The sequence below is a fragment of the Dellaglioa sp. CoH-57-MRSF-19 genome, from assembly GCF_056781975.1.
Genome location: NZ_JBXAXW010000007.1, coordinates 50,304 through 67,966, shown reverse-complemented (window position 1 = coordinate 67,966; position 17,663 = coordinate 50,304). Strand labels below are relative to the sequence as shown.

General features: G+C 31.5%; 22 protein-coding genes. 3 read left to right on the top strand and 19 right to left on the bottom strand.

Features of this window, described 5'->3' with window-relative positions:
• Positions 1 to 46 precede the first annotated feature (46 nt).
• Both AC1RO3_RS07330 and AC1RO3_RS07325 read right to left on the bottom strand, forming a co-directional pair.
• Complete coding sequence (locus tag AC1RO3_RS07330; protein WP_481761807.1) at positions 47 to 454, bottom strand: CvfD/Ygs/GSP13 family RNA-binding post-transcriptional regulator; 408 nt, start codon at positions 452 to 454, stop codon at positions 47 to 49.
• A gap of 57 nt (positions 455 to 511) precedes the next feature.
• On the bottom strand, positions 512 to 1,096 hold the full coding sequence (locus AC1RO3_RS07325) for a peptidylprolyl isomerase (protein ID WP_481761808.1): 585 nt from the start codon (positions 1,094 to 1,096) through the stop codon (positions 512 to 514).
• Between the two features lie 129 nt (positions 1,097 to 1,225).
• On the opposite strand from AC1RO3_RS07325, the gene AC1RO3_RS07320 reads away from it, so the two are divergent.
• On the top strand, positions 1,226 to 2,218 hold the full coding sequence (locus tag AC1RO3_RS07320; protein ID WP_481761809.1) for an NAD(P)/FAD-dependent oxidoreductase: 993 nt from the start codon (positions 1,226 to 1,228) through the stop codon (positions 2,216 to 2,218).
• A 39-nt stretch (positions 2,219 to 2,257) separates the two neighbouring features.
• A complete protein-coding gene (locus tag AC1RO3_RS07315) occupies positions 2,258 to 2,896 on the top strand; it encodes a VTT domain-containing protein (protein ID WP_481761861.1) in 639 nt (212 codons plus the stop codon).
• Positions 2,897 to 2,974: 78 nt separating this feature from the next.
• Here AC1RO3_RS07315 and AC1RO3_RS07310 read toward each other — a convergent pair whose 3' ends face one another.
• The 16 genes from AC1RO3_RS07310 to ccpA all read right to left on the bottom strand — a co-directional run bounded on the left by AC1RO3_RS07310 (position 2,975) and on the right by ccpA (position 15,620).
• Positions 2,975 to 3,607, bottom strand: a complete 633-nt coding sequence (locus tag AC1RO3_RS07310; RefSeq protein WP_481762413.1) for a TIGR01906 family membrane protein — start codon at positions 3,605 to 3,607, stop codon at positions 2,975 to 2,977.
• Positions 3,591 to 4,376, bottom strand: a complete 786-nt coding sequence (locus AC1RO3_RS07305) for a TIGR01457 family HAD-type hydrolase (RefSeq protein WP_481761811.1) — start codon at positions 4,374 to 4,376, stop codon at positions 3,591 to 3,593. The genes AC1RO3_RS07310 and AC1RO3_RS07305 overlap by 17 nt, the downstream gene beginning before the upstream one ends.
• A gap of 22 nt (positions 4,377 to 4,398) precedes the next feature.
• Positions 4,399 to 5,013 carry a YutD family protein gene (locus tag AC1RO3_RS07300; RefSeq protein ID WP_481761812.1) on the bottom strand — a complete coding sequence of 205 codons (615 nt, stop codon included), beginning with the start codon at positions 5,011 to 5,013 and terminating at the stop codon, positions 4,399 to 4,401.
• Positions 5,014 to 5,050: 37 nt separating this feature from the next.
• Positions 5,051 to 6,424, bottom strand: a complete 1,374-nt coding sequence (locus AC1RO3_RS07295) for a bifunctional metallophosphatase/5'-nucleotidase (protein ID WP_481761813.1) — start codon at positions 6,422 to 6,424, stop codon at positions 5,051 to 5,053.
• A 345-nt stretch (positions 6,425 to 6,769) separates the two neighbouring features.
• On the bottom strand, positions 6,770 to 8,143 hold the full coding sequence (locus AC1RO3_RS07290; RefSeq protein WP_481761814.1) for an amino acid permease: 1,374 nt from the start codon (positions 8,141 to 8,143) through the stop codon (positions 6,770 to 6,772).
• A 116-nt stretch (positions 8,144 to 8,259) separates the two neighbouring features.
• Positions 8,260 to 9,276 carry a class I SAM-dependent methyltransferase gene (locus AC1RO3_RS07285; protein ID WP_481761815.1) on the bottom strand — a complete coding sequence of 339 codons (1,017 nt, stop codon included), beginning with the start codon at positions 9,274 to 9,276 and terminating at the stop codon, positions 8,260 to 8,262.
• Between the two features lie 78 nt (positions 9,277 to 9,354).
• Positions 9,355 to 9,651, bottom strand: coding sequence for a hypothetical protein (locus AC1RO3_RS07280; protein ID WP_481761816.1), 297 nt, complete (start codon positions 9,649 to 9,651; stop codon positions 9,355 to 9,357).
• 1 nt (position 9,652) lies between these two features.
• Entirely contained in the window at positions 9,653 to 10,075 is a 423-nt protein-coding gene (locus AC1RO3_RS07275; RefSeq protein WP_481761817.1) for a competence type IV pilus minor pilin ComGF, read from the bottom strand.
• Positions 10,072 to 10,359, bottom strand: a complete 288-nt coding sequence (locus AC1RO3_RS07270; RefSeq protein ID WP_409022756.1) for a hypothetical protein — start codon at positions 10,357 to 10,359, stop codon at positions 10,072 to 10,074. Before AC1RO3_RS07270 ends, AC1RO3_RS07275 begins: the two co-directional genes overlap by 4 nt.
• Position 10,360: 1 nt before the next feature.
• On the bottom strand, positions 10,361 to 10,795 hold the full coding sequence (locus AC1RO3_RS07265; protein WP_409022757.1) for a prepilin-type N-terminal cleavage/methylation domain-containing protein: 435 nt from the start codon (positions 10,793 to 10,795) through the stop codon (positions 10,361 to 10,363).
• A complete protein-coding gene (gene comGC, locus AC1RO3_RS07260; protein WP_409022758.1) occupies positions 10,773 to 11,087 on the bottom strand; it encodes a competence type IV pilus major pilin ComGC in 315 nt (104 codons plus the stop codon). The genes AC1RO3_RS07265 and comGC overlap by 23 nt, the downstream gene beginning before the upstream one ends.
• Positions 11,084 to 12,151 (bottom strand): competence type IV pilus assembly protein ComGB, encoded by a 1,068-nt coding sequence (gene comGB / locus AC1RO3_RS07255; protein WP_481763898.1) that lies wholly within the window; start codon positions 12,149 to 12,151, stop codon positions 11,084 to 11,086. Before comGB ends, comGC begins: the two co-directional genes overlap by 4 nt.
• The gene (gene comGA, locus AC1RO3_RS07250) at positions 12,084 to 13,064 is read right to left on the bottom strand and encodes a competence type IV pilus ATPase ComGA (RefSeq protein ID WP_481761820.1); all 981 of its coding nucleotides are present in this window, start codon (positions 13,062 to 13,064) and stop codon (positions 12,084 to 12,086) included. Before comGA ends, comGB begins: the two co-directional genes overlap by 68 nt.
• Before the next feature lie 134 nt (positions 13,065 to 13,198).
• Positions 13,199 to 13,933 (bottom strand): YebC/PmpR family DNA-binding transcriptional regulator, encoded by a 735-nt coding sequence (locus AC1RO3_RS07245; protein WP_481761821.1) that lies wholly within the window; start codon positions 13,931 to 13,933, stop codon positions 13,199 to 13,201.
• A 108-nt stretch (positions 13,934 to 14,041) separates the two neighbouring features.
• On the bottom strand, positions 14,042 to 14,545 hold the full coding sequence (locus AC1RO3_RS07240) for a VanZ family protein (RefSeq protein WP_481761822.1): 504 nt from the start codon (positions 14,543 to 14,545) through the stop codon (positions 14,042 to 14,044).
• A gap of 73 nt (positions 14,546 to 14,618) precedes the next feature.
• A complete protein-coding gene (ccpA, locus tag AC1RO3_RS07235) occupies positions 14,619 to 15,620 on the bottom strand; it encodes a catabolite control protein A (protein ID WP_409022763.1) in 1,002 nt (333 codons plus the stop codon).
• Positions 15,621 to 15,851: 231 nt separating this feature from the next.
• Here ccpA and AC1RO3_RS07230 point away from each other — a divergent pair, with 231 nt between their 5' ends.
• Entirely contained in the window at positions 15,852 to 16,955 is a 1,104-nt protein-coding gene (locus AC1RO3_RS07230; protein ID WP_481761823.1) for a M24 family metallopeptidase, read from the top strand.
• 192 nt (positions 16,956 to 17,147) lie between these two features.
• Here the strand turns inward: AC1RO3_RS07230 and AC1RO3_RS07225 are convergent, their stop codons facing one another.
• Positions 17,148 to 17,657, bottom strand: a complete 510-nt coding sequence (locus AC1RO3_RS07225) for a hypothetical protein (protein WP_409022765.1) — start codon at positions 17,655 to 17,657, stop codon at positions 17,148 to 17,150.
• Between the last annotated feature and the right edge of the window lie 6 nt (positions 17,658 to 17,663).

The following is a 17,663-nucleotide window of genomic DNA, read 5'->3' as shown; positions in this document are numbered from 1 at the left end:
TTATTTGCGATATTCATTATCGCCTCAATAGCACTTATTAAATATATCAGCTTTCTTTTTCTTGGTCAAGTCTATTTCTGTGAATATCTCTTAATTGTTGGCTTATCCAAAAATCCATTTTATCATCTATTGCTTTAAACCCTGTATCTATAGACCTATTTGTCCAATAATATTTATGTTTTATTTTAATACCTGTACTTTTAAGATTACTATTTTGTTTAGTAAAATTTCTAATTGAAAAACTCATTTTACTGTTATATTCATCAATATCAATAATCCTAACCGTAATTTTTTCATTTATTTTTAAATAATTCAATATGTTATCCACATAACCGTTATGGCATTCCGAAATATGGATTAAGCCTTGAACTCCATCCGCAATTGTTACAAAAGCACCATATGATTGAATACCTGTTATAGTTCCTACAATAATTTGTCCAATTCTATATTTCATTTATACTCCTCAATCTTTCGGTAAAAACGGCCAAAATAAAAAGGACTTTCATCCTCTTTATTTTGTTACTATCATATCTTCAATTACAATTGGTTCAACTGGTTTATCTTGCATAGCTGTTTTTGCACCCGCAATTTTATCAACAATGTCCATTCCACTAACAACTTGTCCAAATACTGTATGATGAAAATCTAACCAAGGAGTTCCACCTTTTTTATATTCTACGACTACCTCTTCAGGATAATTTGCATCCTTTAATTGTCCAATCATCTGTTCAGGAACATTCGAATTTTGGACAATAAAAAATTGACTACCATTTGTTGATGGTCCAGAATTAGCCATCGATAAAGCACCTCTTAAGTTAAAAAGTTCAGAAGAAAATTCATCTGCAAACGATTTACCCCAAATACTTTCACCACCCATTCCAGATCCTGTTGGATCACCAGATTGAACCATAAAATCAGAAATCACTCGATGAAAAATAACGTCTTTGTAGTATCCATTTTCTGAAAGTCCAATGAAATTTTCTACCGTCTTAGGTGCTTGTTCTGGAAATAATTGAATCGTTATATCACCGTAATTCGTAATCATTTTAACTTTTGGTCCAACTACATGTTCTAAGTCTAATTGTGGGTATGTCATAACTATGTTCCTCCTATTCAAACTTTATTGATTCCATTGTACCCAATTTCACTCTATTTTACTATTACTTTATATTTTTTATGCGTTATACTATTATAATGCTATTAAATGGAATGCTAGGAGACTGTTATGACAACAAATGAAATATTTGATATTACTATCATTGGTGCCGGACCCATCGGACTATTTACTTCAACTTATGCGCACATGCGCCAAGCTAAAACTCAAGTTATTGAAAGTCTTCCCGACATTGGTGGACAAGTTGGTACATTATATCCAACGAAAAAAATATATGATATAGCTGGATTCACTGGCATATCAGGTGAACATCTAATTAAGGAACTTTCAAGGCAAGCTCACCAATTTGACTTTGACGTTAAATTAAATGAGACCGTCTTAAATTTCGAAAAAGAGAATGATATTTTTAGGATTCAAACTTCTAAACGGGTTACATATAGTAGAACAATTATTATTACGGCTGGAATTGGTTCTTTTCAGCCACGTAAATTAAATATTGCTAATTCAGCAACATTCGAGAATGAATCATTATTTTACAATATTAGTGACCTTTCTAAATTTTCTCATAAACAAATTGCTATTGCTGGCGGTGGTGATTCTGCTATCGATTGGGCAAATGAGCTATCGAACATTACAAAACAAATTCATATGATTCACCGTCGAGATAACTTTAGAGCTCTAGAGTACAATGTCACAAAACTCAAAAAAACTGATACTATATTTGAAACTCCCTTTTCGATACAATCACTTTCTAAAAAGAATGGTCGCCTTGAAATTTTGCTAAAACATTCTAAAAATAATCTTAATAAAACGATAATTGTTGATAATTTACTTGTGAATTATGGCTACTTATCCGATAATAAAATTATTAATGCTTGGGGTATAAATATGGATAAGAAACTAATCTCGGTAAATTCTGAAATGGCAACTTCCATTCCCGGTGTTTTTGCCGCAGGAGATATTGTTTCATACCCTGGTAAAATAGCACTAATTGCTTCAGGATTTGGTGAAGCACCGACTGCCGTAACTAGTGCCCTAAATTTTATAAACCCAAATATTAATCGAACTATTCATAGTACGCAACTAATGAATCCACATTATTAAAAAAATAGAACTTAAGGGGTATTTAATATTATGTCTGTCATAAACTTTTTTATAGATTTTGTTTTACATATAGACACACACTTGATTAGTATTGTGAACAACTTTGGAAATTGGACCTATCTTATCTTATTTTTTATTATCTTCATAGAAACTGGAGCGGTTATTTTACCTTTCCTACCTGGTGATTCACTTTTATTTGCAGCTAGTGCTCTAGCAGCAAATTCAATTTATCATTTGAATATTTGGATATTTGTAATCCTCTTTCTTGCTGCAGCGTACATGGGAGACTCACTAAATTTCTTTATTGGAAAAAAAGTAGGGAACTCAATTTCAGATCATTCATTATTTAATAAAATGATTAGCAAAGATAGTCTCGATAAAACAGAACAATTTTTCAATAAACATGGTGGACCCGCAATTATTTTAGCAAGATTCATGCCTATTATTCGTACGCTTGCTCCCTTCATCGTTGGTGGTAGCGGATTTAAGTACTCTCGCTTCTTACGCTTTAGTCTAATTGGCGGATTTGCATGGGTCACCATTTGTTGTTCTGCTGGATTTTTCTTTGGAAACATTGCAATCGTACAGGAACATTTTTCTTTAGTCGTATTGGGAATCATACTAATTTCCTTAATTCCAGCTGTATTTAGTGGTATTAAGTCAAAATTAAGTAAATAACTAGCTATTAATATCCCACCCTTTCTATCTTAATCTAATAAAAAAACGAGACGCCATTTTCACTGGTGTCTCGTTTTTTTAATTACTACGTTTAATTTCTCTCTTACCAAAGTAAATACCAACTAAAAAGAACATCTCAATTAGACAAAAGACCATTAGAAAACAAATCATAAAAAAATTTTCTGGTAATGCCAAAATGATTGGATCTAGTTTAGGATTAAATATCCAATCATTATTTCTAAACACGAGCTCATGAAATAGTATAAAATAATGATCAAAATTAAAGAAAAGTAAAAATACACTAAGAAAAGGAACAGTAATAGCCATCTGAAAAGGTCTTACCAATTTCCATAATTCCTTTTGTTTTGTTAATTGACCAATAAATATTATTGCAATAAATCCTAAAATTAAAAAACAACCATAATTAAACTGCACCAATTGTTTAACATCATGATAATGTTGCATCCCATTATATGATGAAGGCAATATCATTTTTACTTTATTTACCCAAGGATAGTTAAAATAGTCTAATAAATTATTATAATCAGACATTAATTCTGATTGGTTTAACCCAACAATTTTATTCAAATGTGATTGCTTGATAAAAATTTTATAAACAAACGTACTATTAATTACCAATATAATAGAAAAAGAGACAATCGCTAGATATAAACTTAGCCACTGTCCCATTTTTTTAACGCGCTCTATCATTATCAAAGTCCCAATCATCAAGTGAATCCAATTGAATAGTTGGTTGAACTTTTTTAGATGCCACTAAGTTTTTTGTTGAAACGCCCGTATAGACTAACATTGTATCAACCCCAAAGTTAATTCCGGCTTTAATATCTGTCATGTAGTTATCTCCAACCATCACAACTTCACTTTTCTTCAAGCCAAGTCTTGATAGGGCTTTTTCCATGATGATAGTTTCAGGTTTACCAATATAAGTAGCTTCTTGTTGTGTTGTACATTCAACCATCCTTACCAGCGATCCAGCACCAGGAAGTAGTCCACGTTCATTCGGAATATTAGTATCAGCATTTGTTCCAATAAATTTAGCACCACGTTTGATTGCTAAAGTTGCCATTTCAAATTTATGATACGTAACATCGGAATCTAACCCAACAACAACATAATCAGGCGTCGTTTCCTCAATAATAAATTTTTTATCCATAATTGCTTTCTTTAATCCGTTTTCACCAATAATATAAACACTTCTTTTATCAGGGTTTAACGCATCTAGATAATCTGCAGTTGCAAGTGCCGCCGTATAGACTTCTTTCTCAGTTACATGTATATCAAAATTATTTGCTAAATTATTGACAACATCAGCTGGTATTTTAGTCGTATTATTAGTCACAAATAAAAATGCAATATTTCTTGCTTGTAGAGACTCGATAAATCGTTTTGCTGCCGCAATTTTTTCTTTTCCTCGATAGATTGTACCATCTAAATCAATCATATAACCTTTATATGCCATTATTATCACCTTGCCTATTTAATTATGCTTTATCTTTTTGCCTAATTACAAATTCGTGTTTCTTTGTTCGTTTTGTTGCCGTTTTTAAATTATTTTTTTGTGGTTTTACTGGTTTAGACTTGTTTAATGGTACTTTAGTTTTTTTATTTTTTATTTGATATTTTTTTTCAGTTGTGTGCGCCCTTACTACAGGTTTTCTTTTCTTACCAACTGGTTTAACTGTTTTTTTACGTTCTTTAGGATTAGAAATTGGTTCAGGTTTTTGAATTTCCAAATTGTGCAACACAAAATAAGAACATCCAAAATTACAATATTCATATAAATAATCTTCAAGAGTATCGATACATTGTGACCGATATGCCTTTTTATTCTCGGTTTTATAAAAACCTCTTAATCGAAGTTGATCATATCCCCAGTCTCCAACAATATAATCATATTTCGTTAAAATTTGGCTAAATCGTTCCGTTAATTTTTCAATTTCAAAACCATCTCTATAATTGGAAACAAGATCATATGGACGGTTATCGATTAGTACTCGGGTTTCACTCTGTCGAACAACATCACTAGCATAAGCTTTAATTTTTTCTGCTTTTATTGCAAGTTGCTGTTCTCTCTTTTCTTTCTGTGCTTGATTCAAATCTCAAACCTCCTTTTACAACTTTAGTCATACTTCATTATACAGAAAATTCTAGTTTTAAATAGTCCCCAACGTAATCTCTTAAAAATTTCTTGCCATTTATCGAAATTTCTCCGGTTATTTCTATGGTTGGAAAAAACGGTATATACATAAAATGATCAACTGTTGCAATAGTATAATATGCATCCAAGTCAATTTTTTCGTTATGATATATAAGGTCCCCATTTTCTTGTTCTACCAGTCCATCAATCACTACTTCACCAAATAATTGGCCTCTAAAACCCATCCCTTTAATTGGGAATTTCTTAAGAAATGAACTATTCTTTTTAATTTCTTGTACTAATCGCCATAGATTATAACCAGTTAATTTAGCAGTAATAACCCGCATTGGGTGTGGCAGTGTTTGATGCAGGTCATTTTTTGTTACAAATCCTTTTTGTAAATTTTTCAAAAATAATCCACCATTTAACATTGCAATATCCGTTTTTGTACCCGCTTCGATGGCTTTCAATGATGTCTGCATTAATGCTGAATTTTTAGTCCATGATGCTTCTAAATCTTCAGGCAATTTTGCAACAACTTCAGATGTTAAAATTTTTTCTCCGCGTAATCTATATTCTGCTATTTCGTCTTGGTCACTTATAACTTCTGCTAAACTTTCTGTTTCAATTACTTTAGCAACTTCTTTTCTAATTTTATGATTTTCAAGTTCAATCGCTACTTCGCCCACGTACATCCCCCACTTACCAGCTGCGGCCAATAATGATTCATTAACTTTTTCACCGGATTTCAATAAATGATGTGTGTGGCTTCCTAATACAATATCTATCTGAGGATACTTTGCAGCTACTTTTCTATCTACAGGTAAACCTAAATGTGATAACAAAATAATAACATCTACTTTACCTGCTATTTTTTTTAAAAGTGAAGGTAAAACGGTATCAATTTGATTAGATTCCCAACCATTCATCTCATACGTCATTGGAAATGGTGCTGTCAAGGCAATTATTCCAATTTTAGTTCCAGCTGCAGTTTCCATTATTTTATATTCTTTGGCCCATGCAGGACGATTATTAACTTCTCCATCTACCACGTTATCAAGGATAATGTCGAATTTTGCATTATCATATAAATGTTGTAATTGGCTTCGCGAATTACCAATACCTTCATTGTTACCAATTGTCGCTGCATCATATGCTACAGTATTCATTAATTCAATATTGGCTTTGCCATTTGTAGCTTCCGACAACGGGTGCACACGATCAATTGCATCTCCAATATCAAAAGTTAAAACAGTTTGATTTTGTTTTTCAAGCTTTATTTTTTCAGATTGTAAAAATCGCCTAATTTTAGGCCAATTTTCTAAATGTGAATGAATATCATTTGTATGTAAAATCGTTATTTTTTCCATTAGTTTATATCCACCTTATTTTGATTATTTACTGACTTTCTTTTCACTAACTATATTATTATGGTTGTCCTAAAGTTCTTTTCTAACCATCAAATTCCTAATAGGTGGGTTCAACATTATTAGTTATACTATATCCTATATTATACTGCTTACCGTGTCCAAGTGAATTTATATGACCCTTTACAAAAAATAGCATGCAGAAAATAGTATTGCTCGCGCTGAAATTAACTATTAAATTGTAATGTTTTTAGAAGCAAAATCAAACAATATTTTCAACAATTACTTTTAATTTGTGCCCTAAGTATACAAAAAAAGACCCTCACACGTGGTCTTTTCAGCAAAAATTTAATTTTCCATCTTCATTTGAACACTTTTAATAACATAGAGTACAATTAACCAACCAATTGAAGCAATCAGCGCAATTAATGTATCAGGTTTTAAGCATAGCACAATACCTACAAAAGTTAGAAATAATAGAATTAAATAATTTGTAACAGGAAAGAAAGGCATTTTAAATACTAGCATTGATTCTGTTTTTTCTAGTTTTATTTTTCGTCTATACTTCAAATGTGCAATTACAATTGCTCCCCAAATGAACAAGAAACAAGTCGTTGCAATACTTGAAATAAATGTAAATACCGATTCAGCCATAAACATATTCAGTACGACTGAAATTGCAATCACAAGAGTCGAAAATTGTAATGCAAATGCAGGTACTTGATTATGTGATAACTTACTAATTTTTTTAGAAAATTTATTTTTTTTATTATAATTAAGCGAGAACAACATTCTACCTGTACTAAATAAAGACCCATTACAAGCTGAGGCTGCAGCTGTAATTACAACAATATTAATAATGCTGGCTGCTGATTTTATCCCTATATTTTCAAATACTTGAACAAATGGACTTTGTGATTCCGAAATCATATTCCAAGGATAAATCGCCATAATTGCCAATAATGATCCTACATAAAACAAAATAATTCTTAAGGGTATTTCATTAATTGCTTCTGGGATAACCTTTGTTGGGTTTTCAGTTTCTGCAGCTGTTAATCCTACCATTTCAATACCGACAAAACTAAACAGTACCATTTGAAATGACAAAATAAATCCTTTAATTCCTTGGGGGAAAAATCCACCGTGACTTACTAAATTCGTCAAACTGGCATGCCCAGCTGAAGTTTTAAAGTTTACCACTACCATATACACGCCAATACATATCAACACAATAATGGCAATAATTTTAATGAGTGCAAACCAAAATTCTGTTTCACCGAATAATCCCACTGTAACTAAATTTATTCCTAAAAGAATAAGGAGCATAACCATACCAGGAATCCATTGCGGCAAGTTAGGAAACCAAAATTTCATATATAACCCGACTGCGGTAATTTCTGTCATTGCAATTGTTACCCAACAGACCCAATATGTCCATCCAGCAACAAATCCAACCTTTTCACCTAGATATTCATAAATAAAATCAATAAATGAATGTGCATTCACATTCGATAACAGTAATTCACCTAACGAACGCATTAAAAGAAAACATGCAATTCCGGTAATAATATATGCCAATAAAATAGATGGCCCAGCCAAATGAATAGATTGACCTGCTCCCAAGAATAAACCAGTCCCAATTGTTCCACCAATTGCAATTAATTGAACATGTCGACTTTTTAATCCTCTAACATGCTGATCTTCTGAACTTTTTTCTGCCATTAATATCAAACTCCCTCTATAGTAATTAAGTAGATTATACATGACACATGTTAATTTCTAAAGAAATTATTCTTTTTATAATTAAATAAAAAAAGCGACTCAAAATATGAGTCACTTTACTTATTATTAAAGTTGGCCTTTATCCACTTATCTAACGTTTTAACAAAGCTCTGAAATAGTTCTTCACCCTTTAGTGATGGGAAATCACCTAATAGTACTTCATCAACTTGTTTACTACCTTCGCCATGTTTCTGTAAAATCAAAATAGATTTACGTGAATTAGCTGAACTAAATAATTCCACAGGTAAATTGAGCATACCTTGAAGATATGCATTTGATTGAATGTAAACGAGTAATTTTTTTGCTTCCTCTGTTTCAAATAAACCAGTAGGAACAAGGTATATGCCAAAACCGCCATCATTTAAGTATTTGATTGATTGTTCTATTAATAAATGATGTACATATGAATGACCTTCAGTTGCATGTGTAGCAAAATGGGTAACTCTTTCATCTAGAGGGTAATAACCAATTGGTAAATCAGCAATAACAACATCAGATTTTTTTACAATTAGGTCATCAACCGCATCTTGGTGAAATAATTCTAAATTTAAGTGTTGTAATTGTCCACTTAACCCTGCAATTGATAACATTGTATCATCATTATCAATCCCGTATGCTTTTGAAATCTCAAACTTATCAGCAGCCATTTGATTCAAAATCGTCGTCAGTAAGTTCCCTGATCCCACTGTAATGTCCAATAAACTAAACGATTTTTTTGTACTTATTAATTTTTCTAATACAAATGCAACTAAAAATCCAATTGTATCTGGTGTTATTTGATGATTAGGTTGAATACTTTCTTGTCTTGTTGCCTTCAATAAAACTAACTGTACAACTTTACGTACATCTTCTGACGATAAGGCATTCAAATTCATTTTTTTATAAATCTGATTCAAAATTTTTACATCTTGCTCACTTGGTAATCCATCTTCTACGTGTACAGATTTATTATCTAACAAATTATTGCTAGTCTCAATAAATGCGTCCAAATAAGTGATTTCTAAACTTTTTTGTAAAATATCAATTGTTTCATTAATCTGATTAAAGTTCATTTCTATTTCTTCTAATGACATAAAATCACTCCTTGAATTTATTTGCTCGTTTCAGTTTAACGATTTTTAATTCTCAATTCAAGTTAAGTTTCTTTTTTATCATTTTTCTGAAAAAGAATATCGATTACCATTCTTCAAAATAACCTGATAGGCTCCTTTTTGATATTCAACAACACCATAATTATAAGTATATTTTTCTTTTAGATTTTTTGCTTTTTGATTTAAAATAGTCATGTTTTTCATAGTTTCTGCTTGATTATATTGGCATATTTTCTGATAACTAGTGAATTTTGCTTGGAAATATATCAGTTGTCCCAATAACAAACCAATTAATAACATTAAACAAAATATGGCTGATACAACTAAATGTCCGTTTAATAATTTGATTTTTCGCATCTTAATCCTTTTTTTCCATAGGTATTACCAATTTTAAAGTCTTATTTTGGTGTTCTTGTTTGATTTTTAAAAATAGAATTGGTTCATCGTATGCCACCGAAAATGATTTCACATGATATAAAATTGGTATATGACCTCCTGAAAATCCAATAAACTGTATCATTTCATTATGCTGACTAAGATAGTAGCGAGCTCCTGTCTTATTATTTTTTAATGAAATTGTATATTGACCAACATCTATTATCTTCAAATCTAAGTGATCTGACTCCAATAATCCGATACATTGCTGTAACGAAAAATCTCTATCTCCGCTAATTTCTTGGTGTTCATTTGTACATAAGTGCCAACATGTTGTCATTAGACTAAGAGAGATGATAAATATACCTAATGCAATAATAGTTTCTAACAAAGAAAAACTTTTCATTGCAATTTAATACTTGTTAAATCATTTTCAGACTTAATTCGAATTTCAGACATAGTAGCACATTGTAATTCGCCATCAACTATTTTTGATAATTTACTTGTCGGATGAATGACTAATAATTTACTGATTTCTTTCAGATTTCTTGTAGTTGTTGTTTTATGATTCCAATAATCTTCTTGTTTCTGTAATGTGTGATTGGTCTGTACATATAATCCAAAACCTGATGCGACAATAGTTAAAGTCATAATAGCGTCAGCTAACACAATTCCTGACATTTTACGCACGTTATTCGACATCCTTTCTAATAAATTGACCCCACCCAATTTGAAATACTATTTTTTGATTTCTATTTGGTAATGTGGATTTAAAATTAACTGTTTTACCAGTGATTTGCCCACTTTTATTTATTTTTATCGTTACTCTATTTTTAACTGTCACAGTCTTCGGATAGTCTAATTTAATTTTACTATTGCCATTAATAATGGTCATTTTATCATCATTAAAATTAATACTATTAGGCATCCGATTCATCGGTGCCTCTACCACTGCACTTTGCCAAAGTTGTTCAAAATTTTGCCAAAATTGTTTTTCTTTAGATATCGCAAGTACTTGATCCATTGGCCCCATTAGCAATAGACCACAAATACTAGTAATTGCCAACGAAATAAGCATTTCAAATAAACTAAATGCTTTAAATTTAGTTTTCTGTTTTAACAACATTATTCGAGATAATAATATGATTATCTTTTGCTTCCTTTTCTTGCTTTTCAGTTAAATATTTTTCCGAAACTAAATCAGCAAAATTTATCGATTTATTATGCGTTTCATTTTCATACAAATCAACCTGCGTTTGGACGACGCTAACTAACGCTTCATCATTAACCCGTTTAGCACCTGCTCTTTGATGTCCAATGTTAGGTAATATAATCAACATTAGAAGTGAGATAATAAATAAGACACATAGCATTTCAACAAGCGTAAATGCTTTTAATTTTTTTCTATTTTTTTTCATTGAATTTCCTCCATAGTTTGATACATAGGTAATAATATTGTTAAATACAACCCAACAATACAGGCCGCTACAATTATGAATGCAACTGGCTGTACATAAATCATGATTCTTTCGACAGATGACTCAAATTTACGATAAGTTAATTCCGAATACATTAATAATTCTTGGCTCATCACATCTAACGTATTACCTTTTGCGAGAAATGTCGTTATCTCATTAGGAAATAAAGGACTTTTATCGATCATTTGTTTTGTACTCCCACCATTTTCAAAATGATTCGTTAACTGTTTACCTAACTGATATAGTAAAGATTTTTGATCAAATTGATTTAAATAATCACATATTTTATTCAAATTTAAACCACTTGCTAAAAGCAGACCCAAATTAAATGTTAAATAATAATGACAATAATCCCGATAAATTTTACCTACTATGGGGACCTGACAATACCAAACATGCCTGTTCATCGTACTTTGTTTTGAAACACGAATGATAATTTTTATGATATATCCGATAAATAGACTAATTACGACAGAGATAATACTCTTCATTAAAATCATTTTAAAGTTAGAATTTGATGACGCACCTAACTGACTATAATTTATTTCAGGCAAAATAAATTGTTGGATTCCGATATATAAGACAACCAGTAATCCCATCAGAATCATTGGGTATTGCATGAGTTGCTTTAACTGTTTCTTTTGTTTTACTCTAACCGTCATCAATTTTCCGAGTTGTTTAATACTTTTATTTAATCCGCCATATTTTTCAGAAATCGTAATTTGATAATACGAACTTTTTGAAATATACGGCTTGATACCTGTTGAGAAGGGTTCACCACTTCTTAACTTGGATTCAATTTTTTGAATATCTATTTTCCCAACTGGAAATAATTTAGTCGCCGTTGTTAAAGATTGCCTGAGCGAAAATCCCGAATCTAATAAGTCTGCCAAGACTTCGAAAAATTCACTTTGTTTTTGAATTGACCATTTTCTTCTATTTAAAATTATTTGCTGTTTCAATTGTAATAATATTTTTCTTAATACATTGATCAAGGTTATCATGCCACCTTTCTAAAGCTATTTTTTGATTAAATGTTCCTTCAAGAACAGACTCTAACTTTTGACCTGTTAATATATCAAATAGTACACCGCTTCCACCTTTCGTTGTTTCAATTAATCGCTGATAACTTACTGCCTGTAGCGTTCTATTGAGATCATCTCGACTAACGCCAAGATTTTCAAGTCGTTTAATTGTTCCTACTGCATTTCTTGCATGTACGGTACTTAAAATTAAATGACCACTCATTGCAGCTTTAATTGCAGCATTGGCAGTGACTTCATCCCTGATTTCACCGATAATAAAAATATCAGGATGGTGCCTCAATCCAACTTTTAATAATTCCGCATATGTCATGTTTGCTTTATCATTAACCTGTAATTGAATAAAATTAGGATTTTGAATTTCAACTGGATCCTCAATAGTTAATATTGTTCTTTGATTCTGAATCATTTCAGCCAGTTGGTACATTGTCGTTGTCTTACCTGAACCCATTGGACCTGAGAATAAAATTAGCCCACTGGACCCACATGCATTTATCAACTGCTGAAATTGATTTGGTAAAAGTTGAAGTAACGGTACATCGGTATTCGAATAAATAAATCGTATAACAATCGATTCTCTACCTAAAAAATCGCCAACACTCGAAATTCGGCAATTTACCTTTTTATGTTCTATCTGCCATTGAAAAGTCCCAAACTGCGGCCGCCTAGTTTCGCTCAGAATCATATTTGCCTTAAATTTAAGAAAATTATTCATTTGTATCATCTTTTTTTCTGAATATACATTAAGGCTATGATAGTTATTCAACGTTCGATACTTAACTAAGCATCCCTTGGCACTTGGAATTATATACATATCACTTGCTCTGTTTTTAACACATATTTTAATCATTTCTTGTATTTCTGTTTCAATCATCTCAATATCCCTCCTTTCCATATATTTAAGTACGCAAAAAAAGCCAAAACATTTAATTTTGGCTTTTCATATTTTTATATTTAATTAATTTCTAACTTTTTAAGATGACTTATCTCTTTATTATAGAGAGTATCTTAATCTTCGTCTGCAATATCACCAGCATGGAACACTTCTGAAACATCATCATTTTCTTCCAATGCATCAATCATATGATGGAATTGTTCAATTTTATCTTCCGGTACTGGTACTAGATTTTGAGGAATCATTACTAATTCAAATGTATCTAATTTGTATCCCTTTGCTTCTAATGAAGCACGTACATCTGGTAAATCTTTTGAATCTGTATAGATTTCAAATAATTCTTCTGATGTTTTCAAATCCTCAGCACCAGCATCAATAACATCTTCAAACATAGCATCTTCATCAGTATCTAATTCTTCACGAGAAATAACGATGTAACCTTTACGATCAAACATGTAATTAACTGAACCTGTTTCTCCTAAATTTCCACCATTACGTGTAAATGCAATACGAACTTCTGAAGCAGTCCGATTACGATTATCCGTCAAGGTATGAACTAAGATGGCAACGCCACCAGGTGCATAGCCTTCATATGTAATTTCTTCATAATCTGCACCTTCTGAACCAGACGCTTTATCAATAGCACGTTTAATATTATCTTTTGGCATATTTGCAGCTTTAGCTTTATCAAGCATCAAACGTAATGAGGGGTTCGAATCGGGATCAGGACCACCACTTTTTGCAGCCATGTAAATTTCTCTCGATAATTTTTGGAAAATTTTACCACGTTTAGCATCTTGTGCATTTTTACGACCTTGGATGTTATTCCATTTTGAATGTCCTGACATAATTCCCTACCTCTTTCCGAAATGTTTCTGAATTTTTACTTTTAACCGTTTATTATGATATCAAAATAATAGCTTAATATCAACCTTCTTCACGAGAATAGGACTGAACTAGTTTTCTTTAGCTTTTTTGTGCCGATAGTACATTAAAATTAATATCGTCAAAATTACACCTGTTGTTGCACCAATTGTATCAAGTAAAACATCTTGGATTAAGGGCGTTCTGCCACCTGTAAAACTTTGGTGAATTTCATCAAGTCCTGCATATAGCGCTGCACAAGCAACTGCAATAAGCCCACTGTAACGCCAATACTTAATTTTATTTTTCACTCCCAAGAATATGAAGCTAGCCATAAAGAAATATGTCATAAAATGAGCAGTTTTACGGATGAAAAACTCAACTAATTTAAAATAACCAACATGGTTAAAACTTTCATCTGCTCCAGCATAACTAAATGAAATATGTGACAACATACTTTCAAATGGTTTACCAGCTAAATACTTTTCTAAAAAAGGAATAGATGTCTGCTGCTTGTACGTTTCCGAAGAACTAATAAACAGAATTACAATAATTAATAAGGCTAAAACAAAGTAAATATTATTTTTATTTTTCATAAAATTTCCCATCCAAGTATAATAAAAACTTGATTTTCCAAATATAATTTAGAAAACCAAGTTTTTTATTATATTATTTTGTTGAAGAACGCTTAATTAAGCCATATGGTAATTGGATTGTTTTTTCACTAACTTCTTCTTTATCCATTAATTTTGTTAATAATCTCATAGATACAGCCCCTAAATCGTATAAAGGTTGTGTTATTGAAGATAATTTGGGTCTAACAATCTCAGTCAATTTTGAATCATTACTTGTAATAATTTCAAAATCTTCGGGTACACTCAAACCAGCATCTCGAGCACCATTCAAAACACCAACAGCTAATTCATCATCACCAACAAAAGCAGCAGTTGCATGACTTGAAGAAATTGCTGGCCATAAGGTTTCGCCAGCTCGATATGAATAATCTGTTTCAAAAATTAAGTCTTGATCAAATTTTATTCCGGCTTTTTCAAGAGCTAATTTATAGCCTTTTAGTCGGTATTCGCCATTAATGGGTTCATCCATTGAACCTGAAACAAATGCAATACGTTTATTGCCATTATTAATTAGATCCGTTACTGATTCCATTACAGCTGCAATATAATCAATATTAACACTACCTAATTCTCCAGTAGGATCAACTGAACCTGAAAGGACAACTGGTGTACGACTTCTCTTAAGTTCAGCACGTAATTCATCAGTAATTTGATTTCCCATAAAAATAATACCATCAACTTGTTTAGCTAATAATGTATTTAATACTTGCACTTCTTTTTGACCATTTTGATCAGAGTTAGCTAAAATAATATTATATTTATACATTGTTGCAACATCATCAATTCCACGAGCTAATGATGAAAAGTAAATATTAGTTACATCGGGAATAATAACCCCAACTGTTGTCGTTTTCTTACTTGCCAATCCTCTAGCAACAGCATTAGGTCTGTAATCAAGTCGATCAATAACTTCCAAAACTTTTTTTCTTGTTGCAGGTTTAACGTTAGGGTTACCGTTAACCACACGTGAAACAGTTGCCATTGAAACAGCTGCTTCTCTTGCTACGTCATAAATTGTAATTGTTTGTTTATCCATTAGTATTATTTCCTCTCATTACTTAAATATCAAGTTTTCATTCCGTTTTCAAGCACTAGAATAATTTAGCAAATTTTTAAGACAATTGCAAGCGTTTTTACCTTATTTTCATGAAAATAATTTTTATATTATGAAAATTTCAATTTTTAATTGTTATGAAAATTTCAATATTTAATTGTTATGTCTTACTTATGCTATAATACAGTATACTATTGTAAAGGGAGAGATTTCATGTCACATATTGCATCTTTACAACAATGGCTTGCCAATAATGGTACTGACATTGCTTATATCAACGATCCAATGAGTATTCAATATTTTACCGGTTTTGAAAGTGATCCTATTGAGCGCGTTTTAGCTCTCTTTGTATTTCCTGATCAAGACCCATTTTTATTCACACCCGCTCTTGAAGTCGAAGCTGCCAAAGATACCGGCTGGAAATATCCCGTTTATGGTTATCTTGATCACGAAGATGCTTTCGCAATCATACAAAGTGAAATAAATAAACGTAAAAATTCACCAAAGAAATGGGCTATTGAAAAAGGCAGCCTAACAGTTGAAAGATATGATGCTATTAGTCGTATCTTCCCAAGTGCTGAATTTGTAGCTGATGCAACAAGCTTTATCGAAACACTTAAAGTAATTAAAACACCAGACGAAATTGAAAAATTAAAAATTGCTGGAAAATGGGCAGATGTTGCTTTTGAAGTTGGCTTTAACGCTCTTCAAGAAGGCAGAACTGAACAAGATGTTGTTGCAGAAATTGAATATGCAATGATGAAAAAAGGAATCATGCATATGAGCTTTGACACTATTGTTCAAAGTGGAAAAAATGCCGCTGAACCTCATGGATTTGCAAAAAAGGATCTTATCCAATCAAATGCTTTAACATTATTTGATTTAGGTGTTATCTCAGATGGTTATATTTCAGATGCTAGTCGTACTGTAGCATTCGGTAAACCAAATGAAAAAGCATTAGAAATTCACAAAGTTTGTCTTGAAGCGCAATTAAAAGCGCAATCTGCTGCTAAACCAGGTATGATTGCGGAAGATTTAGATAAAATTGCTCGTGATGTCATCGTCAAGGCTGGTTATGGTGACTACTTTATTCATCGCCTTGGTCATGGTATGGGACAAAGTGAACATGAATTCCCTTCAATTATGGAAGGAAATAAAATGGAACTTAAACCAGGTATGTGTTTCTCAATAGAACCTGGTATTTACATTCCAGGCGTTGCTGGCGTTCGTATTGAAGACTGCATTTATCTAACTGAAAACGGTAATGAACCATTTACAGTTACACCAAAAACATTAAAAACAATTGAACTACACTAATAAAAATAAAAACCCCTAAAGTTAGAAAACTTTAGGGGTTTTTATTTTTAAATATTCCATAAACTACGAGTCTTAACTAAAATAATAGGTAACCATATGCTACTCCTTTTCGAACAACATGTGGTTACCTATTATTTTAAAGTTAATTAATTCAAATAGTTCGCATTAAAAATTGTGGTACTCATTTTACTTTTATTTTTCGCCTGTCCATCCATCTGGATAAATTGTTTCAGCTTTGCCTTCTGCAGCATCAGCATCTTTAGCTTCGCCAAAAGCACTCTTGCTATCAACATAGATGTCTTCTTCAGCTAAGTCTGAAAACTCATCTGTTAAATCAGTCATTTGTTCAAATATATCGTCTGATTCCATAGCTAATTTGTTTTTCAAATCGTTCTTTGCATTAATTAATGCATCTTTAGCATTAACATACGCATCCTGGCTCATTAATAATTCACTTTTTTCAGAAAATTTATCACTTAGATTATTTTTCATTTCATCAAAATCAACCATTTTATCTTTTAAATCAATACTAGCGTCTTCAGCGTAAGCCTTATACTCTAACACGCGATCACGTACATCTAAAGCTTTTTCTTCCAAATGTTCTTTAATATCTTGTTTCGTTTTTTCAGAAATTAATTTAGAAGCTGTATACGCGGCAACCCCACCTGTAACTACCAATCCTAATAAAAATTTTTTTGACATAACAAA